General features: G+C 71.0%; 13 protein-coding genes. 10 read left to right on the top strand and 3 right to left on the bottom strand.

Annotation, left to right across the window (positions count from 1 at the left end; translation table 11 throughout):
- Positions 1-163: 163 nt before the first annotated feature.
- Genes ACFFJD_RS05370 through ACFFJD_RS05355 form a run of 4 tightly spaced genes read left to right on the top strand, consistent with a single transcriptional unit; the run spans position 164 to position 4,300 of the window.
- Positions 164-1,189 (top strand): thiamine ABC transporter substrate-binding protein, encoded by a 1,026-nt coding sequence (locus tag ACFFJD_RS05370; protein ID WP_382361921.1) that lies wholly within the window; start codon positions 164-166, stop codon positions 1,187-1,189.
- The gene (locus ACFFJD_RS05365) at positions 1,186-2,829 is read left to right on the top strand and encodes an ABC transporter permease (RefSeq protein WP_382361919.1); all 1,644 of its coding nucleotides are present in this window, start codon (positions 1,186-1,188) and stop codon (positions 2,827-2,829) included. The genes ACFFJD_RS05370 and ACFFJD_RS05365 overlap by 4 nt, the downstream gene beginning before the upstream one ends.
- On the top strand, positions 2,826-3,869 hold the full coding sequence (locus ACFFJD_RS05360) for an ABC transporter ATP-binding protein (protein WP_382361917.1): 1,044 nt from the start codon (positions 2,826-2,828) through the stop codon (positions 3,867-3,869). Before ACFFJD_RS05365 ends, ACFFJD_RS05360 begins: the two co-directional genes overlap by 4 nt.
- Positions 3,866-4,300: a (deoxy)nucleoside triphosphate pyrophosphohydrolase gene (locus ACFFJD_RS05355; protein WP_382361915.1), complete on the top strand. Its 435-nt coding sequence runs from the start codon at positions 3,866-3,868 to the stop codon at positions 4,298-4,300. The genes ACFFJD_RS05360 and ACFFJD_RS05355 overlap by 4 nt, the downstream gene beginning before the upstream one ends.
- On the opposite strand, the gene ACFFJD_RS05350 is transcribed toward ACFFJD_RS05355, so the two are convergent.
- Positions 4,260-4,454 (bottom strand): hypothetical protein, encoded by a 195-nt coding sequence (locus ACFFJD_RS05350; RefSeq protein ID WP_382361914.1) that lies wholly within the window; start codon positions 4,452-4,454, stop codon positions 4,260-4,262. The two genes, ACFFJD_RS05355 and ACFFJD_RS05350, sit on opposite strands and share 41 nt — an antisense overlap.
- A 152-nt stretch (positions 4,455-4,606) precedes the next feature.
- Here ACFFJD_RS05350 and typA point away from each other — a divergent pair, with 152 nt between their 5' ends.
- The 5 genes from typA to ACFFJD_RS05325 are packed head-to-tail and all read left to right on the top strand — an operon-like array spanning position 4,607 to position 12,286.
- The gene (gene typA / locus ACFFJD_RS05345; RefSeq protein WP_382361912.1) at positions 4,607-6,514 is read left to right on the top strand and encodes a translational GTPase TypA; all 1,908 of its coding nucleotides are present in this window, start codon (positions 4,607-4,609) and stop codon (positions 6,512-6,514) included.
- Positions 6,515-6,526: 12 nt separating this feature from the next.
- The gene (locus tag ACFFJD_RS05340) at positions 6,527-8,479 is read left to right on the top strand and encodes an ABC transporter family substrate-binding protein (protein WP_382361910.1); all 1,953 of its coding nucleotides are present in this window, start codon (positions 6,527-6,529) and stop codon (positions 8,477-8,479) included.
- Positions 8,476-9,345: an N-acetyl-1-D-myo-inositol-2-amino-2-deoxy-alpha-D-glucopyranoside deacetylase gene (mshB, locus tag ACFFJD_RS05335; RefSeq protein WP_382361908.1), complete on the top strand. Its 870-nt coding sequence runs from the start codon at positions 8,476-8,478 to the stop codon at positions 9,343-9,345. Before ACFFJD_RS05340 ends, mshB begins: the two co-directional genes overlap by 4 nt.
- On the top strand, positions 9,342-9,683 hold the full coding sequence (locus tag ACFFJD_RS05330) for a hypothetical protein (protein ID WP_382361906.1): 342 nt from the start codon (positions 9,342-9,344) through the stop codon (positions 9,681-9,683). Before mshB ends, ACFFJD_RS05330 begins: the two co-directional genes overlap by 4 nt.
- Positions 9,684-9,712: 29 nt before the next feature.
- Positions 9,713-12,286, top strand: coding sequence for a bifunctional FO biosynthesis protein CofGH (locus tag ACFFJD_RS05325; protein WP_382361983.1), 2,574 nt, complete (start codon positions 9,713-9,715; stop codon positions 12,284-12,286).
- 77 nt (positions 12,287-12,363) lie between these two features.
- Here the strand turns inward: ACFFJD_RS05325 and ACFFJD_RS05320 are convergent, their stop codons facing one another.
- Positions 12,364-12,522, bottom strand: coding sequence for a DUF8730 family Cys-rich protein (locus ACFFJD_RS05320; RefSeq protein WP_382361904.1), 159 nt, complete (start codon positions 12,520-12,522; stop codon positions 12,364-12,366).
- 66 nt (positions 12,523-12,588) lie between these two features.
- Entirely contained in the window at positions 12,589-14,238 is a 1,650-nt protein-coding gene (locus ACFFJD_RS05315) for an FAD-dependent oxidoreductase (RefSeq protein ID WP_382361902.1), read from the bottom strand.
- Positions 14,239-14,478: 240 nt separating this feature from the next.
- On the opposite strand from ACFFJD_RS05315, the gene fdxA reads away from it, so the two are divergent.
- On the top strand, positions 14,479-14,805 hold the full coding sequence (fdxA, locus tag ACFFJD_RS05310) for a ferredoxin (protein ID WP_382361900.1): 327 nt from the start codon (positions 14,479-14,481) through the stop codon (positions 14,803-14,805).

Raw genomic sequence — 14,805 nt, 5'->3', positions numbered from 1 at the left:
AACCGCACTTCTCGGAAACTACTGAGCCCAATGGGGCCAGTGTTACCAAAGTGATGTGTGGGATGGTCGGGAATCCGGGGTGTCGTCCGCGCCCCGAACTCGGTAGATTCCTCATCGGTCGGATGGACATCTGCCCGCACCCGCCTCTGTCAGGAGACTTCTTGTGAAGAAGCTGTCCCGCCGTACACCCGTGGCGCTCATCGCCGTCGGGGCGCTGTTGGCGACGCTCACCGCATGCACCAGCGGCTCGTCGGATTCGACGGTCACGGTATTGACCCACAACTCGTTCGATCTGCCCCCGAACCTGATCGCCGAGTTCGAGCAGGAGTCGGGGCTGAAGGTGAACTTCGTCAAGTCCGGCGACGCCGGGCAGTTGTCCTCGGTGGTCTCGCTCAGCGCGGGCAAACCGAAGGGCGACGCGGTCTTCGGCATCGACAACACCTTCGCCGCTCGGCCGATCGAGGCCGGGGCGCTGGATCCGTACACCTCGCCGCTCGCCGCCGAGGGCGCCGATCGCTACGCGGTGCCCGATACGGCGAACGAGCTGACGGCGATCGACCACGGTGACGTGTGCATCAACATCGACGAGCAGTGGTTCGACCGCGAGGACATTCCCGCGCCGACCGGACTCGACGACCTGAAGGACCCGCGGTACGCGAACCAGCTGGTCCTGCTCGACCCGGCGACCTCGTCCCCGGGAATGAGCTTCCTGCTCGCCACCATCGGCACCTACCGGGACAAGGCCCCGGACTACTGGCGCGCGCTGATGGACAACGGCGCGCAGGTGGTCTCCGGCTGGGAGATCGCCTACAACCAGCTGTTCAGCGCCGGTGAAGGCCACGGCACCAAGCCGATCGTCGTCTCGTATGCGAGTTCGCCGGCCGCGACACCGGGGACGCGGGCGCTGCTGTCGGGCTGCTTCGCCCAGATCGAGTACATCGGCGTGCTGCGCGGCGCGGCCAACGTCGACGGCGCGCACAAGGTGATCGACTGGATGCTCGGACCGCAGGTGCAGGCCGCGCTGCCGACGTCCATGTACGTCTACCCGGTGCGCAACGGCACCCCGCTGCCGCAGGACTGGCGTCTGCGCGCTCCGGCGCCGCAGTACACCGTGACGATGTCGCCGCAGTACATCAACGCCAATCGGGAAGCCTGGCTGAAGGATTGGCGCGCGACCGTGCGCCGATGACCCCCGTGGACTCCGCGCCGCCGCGCGGACGGACCGGTCGGCGGGTGCTGGGCGCAGCGGTCGCCCTGGTGCCGCTGCTGTTCGTCGCGGCGCTGTTCCTCGCGCCGCTGGCGGCGCTGGCCAAGCGGGCCTTCGACGATGCCGACGCGGTCTCGCCGTGGGCTGCCTGGCAGCGCACGCAGGCGTGGGAACTGCTGGGCGTCACCGTCGGCATGGCGGCGGCCTCGGCGGTGCTGGCGGTCCTGGTCGCCGCGCCGATCGTCTGGCTGGTGGCCACCGTGGACCTGCCCGGCATGCTGCTGCTGCGGGTGGTGGTGACCCTGCCGTTCGTGCTGCCGACCGTCGTGGTCGGCGTCGCCTTCCGCGCGCTGGGCACCGGCCCGCTCGACGGGCTCGGCCTCGACTCGGGCCTGGGGGCCATCCTGCTGGCGCACATCTTCTTGAACGTCGCCGTGGTGGTGCGGGTGGTCTCGGCGGTCTGGCTGCAGGTGGATCCGCAGGCGGTCGTGGCCGCCCGCACCCTCGGGGCGTCGCCGTGGCGGGCCTTTCTCGACGTCGTCGCACCGCGCCTGCTGCCCGCGGTCGCGGCGGCGGCCGCCCTGGTCTTCCTGTTCTGCTCCACCAGTTTCGGCGTCATCGTAGTGCTCGGCGACGGCCGGGTGCGGACCTTGGAAACCGAGATCTACCAGCAGGGCGTGGGCTACTTCCGCATCCCCGAAGCGGTGTCGCTGTCGTTCCTGCAGATCCTGCTCGTGGTGGCGGCGCTCATCCTGGCCCGGGTGCTGGGCCGGTCGACGCCGGCGACCAGCGATCGGGGCGGCCACCGGCGCCGACCGCGCGGGTGGGCGATCCTCGCGGTGGCCGGGGTGCTGATCTGGACGGTCGTCTGGCTGGTGGTGCCCATCGGCTCGCTGGTGGTGCGGTCGTTGCGCCCGGGCGGCGAGTGGTCGATGGGCGGCTACCGCGTGCTGTTCGACGATGCCTCGTCGGTCAGCATCGTCGACTCGCTCTGGTACTCGGTCACCAGTGCGGTCGCGGCGATGGCCATCGCGCTCGCGGTGGGCCTGATCGCGGCGGTCGTGATGACGCGTCGCCGGGACACGGTCGCGAAAGTCGGTGGGGCACTGGCGATCCTGCCGCTCGGCGTGAGCGCGGTGACCCTCGGCTTCGGCTACGTGGTGCTCTCCACCTACCTGCCGCGGGAGGTGGGGATGTCGCCGTTGCTGATCCCGGCCGTTCAGGCGCTCATCGCGATCCCGGTGGTCATCGGCATGATGGTGCCGGCCCTGGCCGAGGTGCCGCAGCGCCGTCGCGATGCGGCCGCGGTGCTCGGGGCCGGTCCGGCGCGCGTGTTCTGGACCGTCGACCTGCCGATGATCGGCCGATCGCTCTGCGCCGCAGCAGGTTTCGCATTCGTGATGGCGATGGGTGAGTTCGGGGCCACCACGTTCCTGGCGCAGGGCGACACCACCACCCTCCCGGTGCTCATCGGCTCCCTGATGGGGCGGCCGGGCGCGGACAACCTGGCCGCCGCGATGGCGGCCTCCGTACTGTTGGTCGCCGTGAGCGCTGTGGTGGTCTTCTTCGTCGAACTCGCCGCGCCGCGTGGCGCGCAGGCCGCGATCGGGGGACGGCGATGAGTGTGCTGCGTCTGCGCGACGTCACCGTCGGCTACGGCGCCCGGACCGTGCTCGACGGCCTCGACTGGGCCGTCGGCTCCGAGGACAGTCCGGTGTCGGCGCTGCTCGGCCCCTCCGGCTGTGGGAAGTCGACCCTGCTGCGTGCCATCGCCGGTCTGGAGCCGCTCGTCCGCGGCGCCATCACCTGGGACGGTCGGGATCTGGCCCACGTGCCGGTGCACCGCCGCGACTTCGGGGTGGTCTTCCAGGACGGTCAGCTCTTCTCCGGTCGCACCGTGGGCCAGAACGTCGCCTACGGCCTGCGGCGTCGCCGGTGGTCGCGCGCGCAGATCGACGAGCGGGTGCGGCAGATGCTGGACCTGGTGCAGCTGCCCGACATCGCCGAACGGCGCGTCACCGAACTGTCCGGCGGCCAGGCCCAGCGAGTGGCGCTCGCCCGGGCGCTGGCGCCGCGGCCCCGGCTGCTCCTGCTCGACGAACCGCTCGCCGCCCTCGACGCGCGGCTGCGCGAGGAACTGGCCTTCGCCATCGGCGACATCGTGCGGGCGGCCGCGACTCCCACCGTGGTGGTGACCCACGACCGTGCCGAGGCCGCGCTCCTGGCCGACGAGGTGTCGGTGATGCGGGCGGGTGCCATCGTGCAGAGCGGGACCCCCACCCGGCTGTGGCGACGCCCGGCCGACGAGTGGGTGGCCGACTTCCTCGGCGCCACGCTGCACATCGACGCCCAGGCGGTGGGGGAGGCCCTGCGGACCCCGCTCGGCGACCTCGAAGCGGCGACCTTCGGGGCGCTGCCGCCCGGCCGCTGCCGCCTGGCGCTGCGACCGGAGTCGGTGCGCGCGGAACCGGCCGCCCCCGCCACCCCGGCCGCCCCGACCGGGGTGGTCACCCACGTCGCCGCGCTGCCGTCGGGGCTGCGCCTGCGGGTGCGCACCGAGGCGCTCGGCGAGATCGACGCGGTGGCCGAACGGGCCGTCGAGGTCGGCGAAACCGTCTCGCTGCGGCTCGATCCGAGTCATGTGGGGGTGATCGGACTGTGAGATTCGTCGTAGCCGGCGCGGTGATCCGGCCCGCGCCGAGCGGCGCCGGGGCGGAGCTGCTGCTGGCGCAGCGGTCCTATCCCGCCGACGTCGCCGGGCTGTGGGAACTGCCCGGCGGCAAGCTGGCGCCCGGCGAGACGGCCGAGCAGGCGTTGGTGCGGGAACTGGCCGAGGAACTGGCGGTGACCGTCGCGGTGGGTGCAGCCCTGAGCGAGCAGGTGCCGCTGCGCGCCGACCTCACCCTGGTGGCCCACTGGGCGAGGGTGCTCGACGGTGTCCCGCGGGCCGTCGAGCATCACGGCCTGACCTGGGTGGATGCCGATCGGTTGGCGGCGATGGCGGAGTCCGGCGTGCTGGTGCCCGCCGACACCGCGTGGGTGCCGGAATTGCTCACTTACCTTCGCAGGCAGGATTCAGGCGAGCCTTCTTGAGCGCCTTGCGCGCTTGCTTCTTGGACATGTGCTCCAGATCGAGCTTGCCCATGCGGTGCACCACCACCGGGCAGCGCAGGCACCGGGTGCTCTTCTTGCAGCACTTCTTCTTCGGCTTCAGGTGTGCGACCTTCGCCGGGTCCGGTTTGCCCATGCCTCGACATTACGCCCCTCGCGGCCGCGCCCACGGGTCGGCGGATCGCGCGGGCGGGTGCGCTACGGGTAACCTGATGAGGTTAATTTTCACTCCGTGTTTCGCAGCCATGCGAGGGCGGGTGAAAACAAAGAGAGCGAGAGAGACCTTCAGTGAGCCTAGTCACCAACTTCCGCAACGTCGCGATCGTGGCGCACGTCGACCACGGTAAGACCACCCTGGTCGACGCGATGCTGCGCCAGTCCGGCGTGTTCGGCGAGCGCGCCGAACTCGTCGACCGCGTGATGGACTCCGGAGACCTCGAACGCGAGAAGGGCATCACCATTCTCGCGAAGAACACCGCCGTGCACCGTCGCCAGCCCGACGGCACCGAGTACGTCATCAACGTCATCGACACCCCCGGCCACGCCGACTTCGGCGGCGAGGTGGAGCGTGCGCTCTCGATGGTCGACGGTGTGGTGCTCCTGGTGGACTCCTCCGAGGGCCCCCTGCCGCAGACCCGCTTCGTGCTGCGCAAGGCGCTGGCCGCCTCGCTGCCGGTGATCGTGGTGGTCAACAAGACCGACCGTCCCGACGCGCGCATCAGCGAGATCGTCACCGAGTCGCAGGACCTGCTGCTCGACCTGGCCTCGGATCTGGACGACGAGGCCGCCGAGGCCGCCGAACTGGCGCTGGAACTGCCGGTGCTGTTCGCCTCCGGGCGCGCGGGCATCGCCAGCACCACCGAACCGGCCAACGGCGAGGTGCCCGACGGCGACAACCTCGATCCGCTCTTCGACGTCCTGATCGACAAGATCCCCGCGCCCAAGGGTGACATCGCCGCGCCGCTGCAGGCGCACGTGACCAACCTCGACGCCTCGCCCTTCCTCGGCCGTCTGGCCCTGGTCCGCATCCACAACGGCACCCTCCGCAAGGGTCAGACCGTCGCGTGGTGCCGCGAGGTGGACGGCCAGCCGGTGATCGAGAAGTCGAAGATCACCGAACTGCTGCAGACCGTCGGCGTGGACCGCGCGCCCGCCGAGGAGGCCGTCGCCGGCGACATCGTCGCCGTGGCCGGCATGCCGGAGATCATGATCGGTGACACCCTCGCCGACGCCGCTGACCCGGTGCCGCTGCCGCGCATCACCGTCGACGAGCCGGCCATCTCGGCGATCGTCGGCACCAACACCTCGCCGCTGGCCGGCCGGGTGAAGGGGCACAAGCTCACCGCCCGGATGGTCAAGGACCGCCTGGACAGCGAACTGATCGGCAACGTCTCGCTGCGCGTGGAGGACATCGGTCGCCCGGACGCGTGGGAGGTGCAGGGCCGCGGTGAGCTGGCCCTGGCCATCCTCGTCGAGCAGATGCGCCGCGAGGGCTTCGAGTTGACCGTCGGCAAGCCGCAGGTGGTGACCCGCAAGGTCGACGGCAAGGTGCACGAGCCGTTCGAGCACCTGACCATCGACGTGCCCGAGGAGTACCTCGGCTCGGTCACCCAGCTGCTGGCCGCCCGCAAGGGCCGCATGGACCAGATGAACAACCACGGCTCCGGCTGGGTGCGGATGGAGTTCACCGTGCCCTCGCGCGGTCTGATCGGTTTCCGTACCGACTTCATGACCGAGACGCGCGGCACCGGCATCGCCAACGCGGTGTTCGCCGAGTACGCGCCGTGGGCCGGTGAGATCCGCGCCCGCCACACCGGTTCGCTGGTGTCCGACCGCGCCGGTTCGGTCACCCCGTTCGCGATGATTCAGCTCGCCGACCGCGGCACCTTCTTCGTGCACCCCGGCGACGACACCTACGAGGGCCACGTGGTCGGGATCAACCCGCGCCTGGAGGATCTCGACATCAACGCCACGCGCGAAAAGAAGCTCACCAACATGCGTCAGTCGTCGGCCGACGTGATGGAGACCCTGGCCAAGCCGATGGAGCTCGATCTGGAAGCCGCGATGGAGTTCTGCGCCGTCGACGAGTGCGTCGAGGTGACGCCCGAGGTGGTGCGCGTGCGTAAGGTCAACTTGGACAGCACGACTCGTGCCCGGGAGCGCTCGCGCGCGAAGGCACGCGACGCAAACGCCTGACGAGGAGTGTCGATGAGCTGGTGGGCGCGGTTCGGGCGTCGTAGCACGGTGGCCGCGGTGGCCGGTCTGGTCGCCCTGACCGCGACCGCCTGCATGAGCGATCCGCCTCCGCCGGTGCGGGAGACGTTGCAGACTCCCACACCCAACGAGTACCCGGACGAGCGGACCGTGTACCTGGCCACCGACGGGATCGGCGCCGGATTCAATCCGCACCTGGGCGCCGACCAGAGCGTGGTGACCACGGCCATCGCGGCGATGACGCTGCCGAGCGCCTTCGTCCCCCAACGCACCCCGACCGGGGAGGTCTGGCGGCTCAACGACGTCCTGCTGACCTCCGCGGAGGTCACCAGCACCGAGCCGTTCACGGTGACCTACCAGCTGGTGAACGACGCCCAGTGGTCCGACGGTCTGCCGGTGACCGGCGACGACTTCGCCTACCTCTGGCAGCAGATGGCCCGCCAGCCCAACGTCGTCGGGCAGGCCGGCTATCGAGCGATCAAGAACGTGCAGACCTCGGGCGGCGGCAAGGTGGTCGCGGTGACCTTCTTCGACGAGTACCCGGCGTGGCGGGAACTGTTCACCAACCTGCTGCCCAGCCACAAGCTGCGCTCGGACCCGACCGGCTTCCAGACCGGCATGGACCGCGGTAAGCCGGTCACGGCCGGACCGTTCTCGGTCTACTCGATCGACCGGGCTCGCGACGAGGTCCGCCTCATCCGCAACGACCGGTACTGGCGCACGCCGCCGGCGCTGGACCAGGTGGTGCTGCGCCGGGCGGGCACGCTGCCGCAGATGGCGCAGACCGTCCGCAACGGCGACACCGATGTGGCGGCGCTGACCGCCGGCGCCGCCAGCGCCGCCGAGATCTCGGCGATCCCGGGGGTCCGCAGTGATCGCCAGCCGGCCACCCGGACGCTCGGCGTGAACCTGAACACCCGCGCCCCGGTGATGGAGGCGCTGCCGGTCCGGCAGGCGGTGCTCGGCATGCTCAACGGCAGTGTCCTCACCGCCGCGGCGGCAGGGGACGACGTGGTGACCCCGTTCGCCAACACCGTCTACGCGCCGTCCCAGCGCGGCTACTTCCCGGTGACGCGTTCGCGGCCGACCGCCGATCAGGTGCAGCAGTGGCTCACCTCGGCGGGTTATGTCCGCGGCGTGCCGCGCGAGCGGCCCGCCCCCAAGACCCCCGACGTGAGCGGTTCGCCCGCCCCGTCGAGTGCGGCGCCCAGCACCGGCACTCCGTCGACCACCACTCCGCCGACCACCACGGCCGTCAAGGACGTGCCGGAACTGCCGTTCGGCGTGGCGCCCTATCTCAAGGACGGGGTCCCGCTGGTGGTGCGCATCGGTGCCACCAACACCGATCAGCGCACCATGTCGGCGGCGGAGAACATCGCCGACCAGTTGCGTGGCCAAGGGGTGCGAGCGGTGGTCCGTGGCTTGAGCAACACCGAGCTGTACGGTCAGGCGCTGACCGCCGCCGAGGTGGATCTCGTGGTCGGCTGGGGTTCGGCGGGCATCGACCCGGCGACGGCGCTGGCCTCCCAGGTGGGCTGCCAGGAGCCGCCCGCGGGTACCGAATCGGGCGCGCACACCGTCGAACCGGAAGCCGATCCGGCGGTCGATCACAGCGTGCTGCCCACCCCGACCGGGTCGGCGGGCGCACCCGCGCCGTCGGGCACCGACGATCGTGGCAAGTCCGATCCGGATGCGAGCTACATCGGCAACATCTCCGGCCTGTGCGATCCGCAGCTGATCGCGCTGGCCTCGGCCGCCATGACCGAGTCGAGTCCGACGGCCACGCTGACCTCCGCCGAGCCGCTGCTGGCGGCGCAGGCGGTGTACCTGCCGATCTACCAGGATTCGGTGTTCGTCGCCGTCACCGACAAGGTGAGCGGGGTGCCGGTGACCGGCCCCATGCAGGTGGGAATCTTCGGCGACGCCGTCGCCTGGCGGCAGTCGTGACCGGCCCGTCGACAGGTCGTCGCCTGCTGGTGCTGCACGCCCATCCGGACGACGAGTCGATCATGACCGGCGGCACCATCGCCCACTACCTGGCCGCCGGCGTGGACGTGCGCGTGCTGACCTTCACCCTCGGGGAGGAGGGCGAGGTGATCGGCGACGAGTGGGCCCACCTGGTGGCAGACCGGGCCGATCAACTCGGCGGCTTCCGCATCGGGGAGCTGTCCGCGGCGTTGGCCGCCCTCACGCCGCCCGGCCGGGCCCCGGTGCGCCCGCGGTTCCTCGGCGGGGCCGGTCGATGGCGCGACTCGGGCATGGCGGGCACCCCGTCGGCCGAGCACCCGCGCGCGCTGGTGCAGGCCGACGCCGACCTGCTGGCGCAGACCCTGGCCGCGGAGATCGTCGCCTTCGATCCCCAGGTGATCGTCACCTACGACGTCGCCGGCACCTACGGCCATCCCGACCACATGCGGGTGCACGAGATCTCGCACCTGGCGATCGGTTCGGCCGTCGCCGAGCTGGGTCGCCGCCCCAAGGTGTACGAGGCGGTGACCGCGGCCGGTGCGCTGGCCGCCGGGCAGGCCCGGATCGCGGAATTGCCCGCCGGCTGGCGCCATCCCCGACCGGGGGAATTGGCCAGCTATCCGGACGAGCAGATCGGGGCCACCGTGGACGTCTCCGACGCCTACGCCGCCAAGGTCGCCGGCTTGGCCGCCCACGCCACTCAGATCACCGTGGCCCCGTCGGGCACCGAGTTCGCGTTGAGCAACGACATCGTGCAACCGATCCTGCCGACGGAGCACTTCCTGCGTGTGGATGCCGCCGCAGGGCAGCCGCCGGAGACCGACCTGTTCGCGGGCCTGCCGTGACCTGGAGCGAACGACTCGAGCTCGCGCTCGTCACGCTGGCCGCCGGTGTGCTGACGGTGCTGTGCTGCGCCTTCCTGATGATCTCCGTGGGCCCGGTGCCGTTCCCGGTGACCGCCCTGCTGGTGGGCGCGGGCAATGTCGGCCTGGTCTGGCTGGCCGCGCAGTACACCGACTCCCCGGCCAAGTACGCGCCGCTCGCGGTGTCGGGGCTGGTGATGATCGTCGCGATGGCCCCCGTCCCCGGCGGATTCCCCGGGTGGATCACCGGGCTGCCGATGCTGCTGATGCTGTTGTTCGGCCTCGGTCTGCCCGCCTCGGTGGCCGCCCGTCTGCGGTAACGCCGCCCGACTGCCGGACGAATGCGCGGCTGTCTACAGTGGGTCGTGTGACCCTCGAAGCCGATCCGACTCCCTCGGCGCTGCGGCGCGCTCTTCGTCGGGCTCGCGACGGAGTGACCCTCAACCACGATGAGGCCGCGGTCCTGATGGCCGCCCGCGGCGACGACCTCACCGCGCTCTGCGAGGCCGCCGCGCGTGTCCGCGACGCCGGTCTCGAGGCCGAAGGACGCGCCGGGCAGATCAGCTACTCGCGCAAGGTCTTCATCCCGCTGACCCGACTGTGCCGGGACCGCTGCCACTACTGCACGTTCGTCACGGTGCCGGGCAAGCTCGCCCGCGCCGGCCAGGGCGCCTTCCTCGAACTCGACGAGGTGGTGGCGTTGGCGCGCCAGGGCGCGGCCCTGGGCTGCAAGGAGGCGCTGTTCACCCTCGGCGACCGGCCGGAGGACCGCTGGCCGGCCGCGGCGCAGTGGCTCGATGAGCGCGGCTACGACTCGACGCTGGACTATGTGCGCGCGGCGGCGATCCGGGTGCTGGAGGAGACCGGGCTGCTGCCGCACCTGAACCCCGGCGTGATGAGCTGGGAGGAGATCAACCGCCTCAAGCCGGTGGCCCCGTCGATGGGCATGATGCTCGAGACCACCGCGCGGCGGCTGTTCACCGACAAGGGCGAATGCCATTACGGCAGCCCGGACAAGGACCCGCTGGTGCGGGCGCGCGTGCTGGTCGACGCCGGTCGCCTGTCGGTGCCGTTCACCACCGGGATCCTGGTGGGGATCGGGGAGACGCGGGTCGAGCGCGCCGACTCCATCCTGGAGATCCGCAAGGTGCACAAGGCTTTCGGGCACGTGCAGGAAGTGATCGTGCAGAACTTCCGCGCCAAGCCGGACACCGCGATGGGGGCCGCGCCGGACGCGGAGATGAGCGAGTTCCTCGCCTCGGTGGCGGTGGCCAGGCTCCTGCTCGGACCCGCCATGCGGATTCAGGCTCCGCCGAACCTGGTATCGGAGAACGAGTGTCGCGCGCTGATCGCCGCGGGCGTGGACGACTGGGGCGGCGTCTCGCCGCTGACCCCGGACCATGTGAACCCGGAACGGCCGTGGCCCAACCTCGACGACCTGGCCCGCATCACCGCCGCCGGCGGCTACACGCTCACCGAGCGCGTCGCGGCCCAGCCGCGCTATGTGCTGGCCGGGCAGCCGTGGATCGACCCGCGGATCGCCGGGCACGTGGCGGCGCTGGCCGATCCGGTCACCGGCCTGGCACGCGAGGTGCTGCCGGTCGGGCTGCCGTGGCAGGAACCGGACGAGGAGTGGGCCTCGTCGGGGCGCGTCGACCTGAACACCGACATCGACGTCGACGGCCGCAACACCGACACGCGCAGTGACCTCGGCAGCGCCTTCGGCGACTGGGACACCGTCCGGGAGCAGGTGCTCGCGCTCGGCGATCAGGGGGCACCGCGACGGCTGGACTCGGAGGTGGCCGGCGCGCTGGCGCGCGCCGAGAACGATCCGGCGGGCCTGTCCGACGAGGAGTACCTGACGTTGGCGACGGCCGACGGTGACGGGCTCGAGGCCCTTGCCGCACTGGCGGATTCGATCCGCGCCGAGGAGGTCGGCGACGAGGTCACCTACGTGGTGAACCGGAACATCAACTTCACCAACATCTGCTACACGGGCTGCCGGTTCTGTGCTTTCGCGCAGCGCAAGGGCGATGCGGACGCGTTCACGCTGTCCACCGACGAGGTGGGCGACCGGGCCTTCCAGGCGCACCTGGCCGGCGCCACCGAGGTCTGCATGCAGGGCGGCATCGATCCCGAGCTGCCCGCCTCCGGGTACGCCGACATCGTGCGCGCGGTCAAGGCCCGCGTGCCGTCGATGCACGTGCATGCGTTCAGTCCGATGGAAGTGGTCAACGGGGCCGCGCGCTCGGGCGAATCGATCCGCGACTGGCTGACCGGTCTGCGGGAGGCGGGGCTGGACTCCATCCCCGGCACCGCCGCCGAGATCCTCGACGACGAGGTGCGGTGGGTGCTCACCAAGGGCAAGCTGCCGACCGCCTCGTGGATCGACGTGATCACCACCGCGCACGAGGTGGGGCTGCGGTCGAGTTCGACGATGATGTACGGCCACGTCGACTCGCCCCGGCACTGGGTGGGGCACCTGAACGTGCTGCGCGACATTCAGGACCGCACCGGCGGTTTCACCGAGTTCGTGCCGCTGCCGTTCGTGCACCAGTCGTCGCCGCTGTACCTGGCCGGCGCCGCGCGACCGGGGCCCACCCGGCGCGACAACCGGGCCGTGCACGCGCTGGCCCGGATCATGCTGCACGGCCGGATCGACCACATTCAGACGAGCTGGGTCAAGCTCGGTGTTGAGGGCACGCGCGCCATGCTGCGCGGCGGCGCCGACGACCTCGGCGGCACCCTGATGGAGGAGACCATCTCGCGGATGGCGGGCTCGGCGCACGGCTCGGAGAAGACCGTCGCGGAGCTGCACGAGATCGTCGAGGGCATCGGGCGCACACCCCGCCAGCGGACCACCGAGTACGGTCGCGTCGACTCGCCCGTCGCCGCCCGACCGACGCTGGCGGTCATCGACTAGATACGCCTCCGGCGCGACCCCCTCGGGGGCCGCGCCGGACGCGAGGGCTCATCGGCCCGCTGGGGGCCGGGCTCGGCTCAGCGAGCGCCGAACAGCTTGGCGAAGCGGCCGGGCGCCTTCTCGTGACCCGGGCAGCGCTTGCTGGCGGGCACGCCGCGCATGACCTGGTCGACGTGCTGGCCGCAGCCGCGCCAGGTGACTTTGCCGCAGGTCTTGCAGGTGGCTTGCTGGCACATGTGTTCTCTCCTCGAGGGTGATGACGATCGGGGCGATCGACGGTTGTCTGGGGTGGATGGGGAAGGTCAGGCGAACAGGTCGCCGCGCGCCGCGCGCAGCGTGAGCATGCCGCCGGACAGGTTGGCCGCGGTCAGGCCGGACTGCCGCAGGATCCGGTACGCCAGGTAGCTGCGCTTGCCGCTGGCGCAGTACACCCGGATCGGCCGGCCGGCTGCGGCCTCGCGGATCTCGTCGAGGCGCTCGCGCACCTGCACGTGCGGCACCAGGAGCGCGCCGGGCAGGTGGCCCTCGTCGTATTCCTCCTGGCTGCGCGTGTCGAGCAGCAGGTAGCCGGGCTCGTCGACCTGCTCGGCGTACCAAAGCTTCAGTTCGCCGTCGAGCACGTTCTCGGCGATCATGCCGGCCAGGTTCACCGGGTCCTTCGCCGAGCCGTAGGGCGGCGCGTAGGCCAGATCCAGGTCGATCAGCTCCGGGCCGGTCATCTGGTTGGCGATGGCGGTGGCGAAGACGTCGATCCGCTTGTCCACGCCGTCCGGGCCCACGCCCTGCGCGCCCAGGATCAGCCCGTCGGAGCTGCGCAGGTGCAGCAGCAGGCTCATCTGGACGGCGCCGGGGAAGTAGCCGGCGTGATTGTCCGCGTGCAGGTGAATGGTGCGGTAGTCGATGCCCGCGGCGTCCAGGGCGCTGCGGTTGGCCCCGGTCAGGGCCGCGGTCAGCGAGCCGACGCGCACGATGGCGGTGCCCACCGGCTGGGGGATGGGGCGGGCGGTCTCGGGGGCGACAATGTGGTCGGCCACCAGGCGTCCGGCGCGATTGGCCGGGCCAGCGAGCGCCACCGGGCGGCGCACTCCGGTCACCCGGTCGGTGGAGATCACCGCGTCGCCGACGGCCCAGATGCCGTCGAGGTTGGTGCGTCCGTGCTCGTCGACGATGAGCGCACCGCGATCGTTGTCGATGCCCGCGGCGACGAAGACCTCGGTGTCGGGGCGCACGCCCACCGACAGCACGATCACGTCGGCCGGGATGCGGGTGCCGTCGGCGAGCACGACGACGTCCTCGTCGGCGCCGGTCTCGACGGAGGCGGCACCGATGCCTTCGTGGACGGTGATGCCCATCGCGGTCAGCTCGGCGCTGATCCGCGCTGCGATCTCGGTCTCCAGCGGCGGCAGCACGTGCGGGGCCAGTTCCACCACGTCCACGGCCAGGCCCTGCATCCGCAGGCCTTCGGCCGCCTCCAGGCCGATGAAGCCCGCGCCGAGGACCACGGCGCGCGTGGCGCCCTCATCGACGGACTCGCGCATCCGCACGGCGTCGCCGACGGTGCGCAGGGTCTGCACGCGTGGGGAGTCGAGTCCGGGCAGCGGCGGGCGGATGGCCGAGGCGCCGGGGGAGAGCACCAGGGCGTCGTAGCTCACGGTCTCCACGCCGGCCGCGTTGCGCACCTGGACGGTGCGCGCCTGCGGATCCACCGCGATCACGTCGTGCTGGATCCGCACGTCGATGTCGAGCGCCTCGCGCAGTGACTCGGGCGTCTGCACCAGCAGATCGGACCGCTCGGTGATCTCGCCGCTCACGTAATACGGCAGGCCGCAGTTGGCGAACGACGGGTGTTCGCCGCGTTCGAAGACGATGATCTCCGCGTTCTCGTCCAACCGTCGGGCTCGGGCCGCGGCGCTCATTCCGCCGGCGACGCCGCCGACAACAACAATTCTCATGAATGCCTCCTCGTTGCGCTCAACAATACCCTAGGGGGTATTAATTCCGGCAAGAGGTGGCTCGTCTCACGGCCTTATTCTCAGGCTGCGCATAAGTTCGCGCCGGTGGCGGGCCTAGCGGGCTCCACTGAGTTAGTGACGCCGGGTCCGGGACCGATAGTCTGTACTGGTTGTCCGAGACTCTCCGGTGCGATCAGCCCTCGACCCGGAGAACTGGCGTGTGTGAAGAGGAGAGACGTCGTGACCTACATCATCGCCGAGCCGTGTGTGGATGTGCTCGATCGGGCCTGCGTCGAAGAGTGTCCGGTGGACTGCATCTACGAGGGCGGGCGGATGCTGTACATCCAGCCCGACGAGTGCGTGGACTGCGGTGCCTGCGAACCGGTGTGCCCGGTGGAGGCCATCTTCTACGAGGACGACGTCCCCGACGAGTGGGAGCCGTACTACGCGGCCAACGTCGACTTCTTCAACGACCTGGGCTCGCCCGGCGGCGCCAGCAAGGTCGGCAAGGTGGACTACGACCCGCCGTTCATCAAGAACCTGCCGCCGATGGGCGAAGAAGCCTAG

It is taken from the genome of Gordonia phosphorivorans (genome assembly GCF_042432625.1).
Taxonomy (GTDB): Bacteria; Actinomycetota; Actinomycetes; order Mycobacteriales; family Mycobacteriaceae; genus Gordonia; species Gordonia phosphorivorans.
The sequence above is the reverse complement of the archived record's forward strand: the minus strand, read 5'-3'. Positions and strand labels throughout refer to the sequence as shown.

What these genes read in the sequence shown, in the direction of transcription:
- ACFFJD_RS05365 (WP_382361919.1), top strand. Translation starts at nt 1,186, where the DNA reads ATGACCCCCGTGGACTCCGCGCCGCCGCGCGGACGGACCGGTCGGCGG.
- ACFFJD_RS05360 (WP_382361917.1), top strand. Translation starts at nt 2,826, where the DNA reads ATGAGTGTGCTGCGTCTGCGCGACGTCACCGTCGGCTACGGCGCCCGG.
- ACFFJD_RS05350 (WP_382361914.1), bottom strand. Translation starts at nt 4,454, where the DNA reads ATGGGCAAACCGGACCCGGCGAAGGTCGCACACCTGAAGCCGAAGAAG.
- ACFFJD_RS05340 (WP_382361910.1), top strand. Translation starts at nt 6,527, where the DNA reads ATGAGCTGGTGGGCGCGGTTCGGGCGTCGTAGCACGGTGGCCGCGGTG.
- ACFFJD_RS05320 (WP_382361904.1), bottom strand. Translation starts at nt 12,522, where the DNA reads ATGTGCCAGCAAGCCACCTGCAAGACCTGCGGCAAAGTCACCTGGCGC.
- ACFFJD_RS05315 (WP_382361902.1), bottom strand. Translation starts at nt 14,238, where the DNA reads ATGAGAATTGTTGTTGTCGGCGGCGTCGCCGGCGGAATGAGCGCCGCG.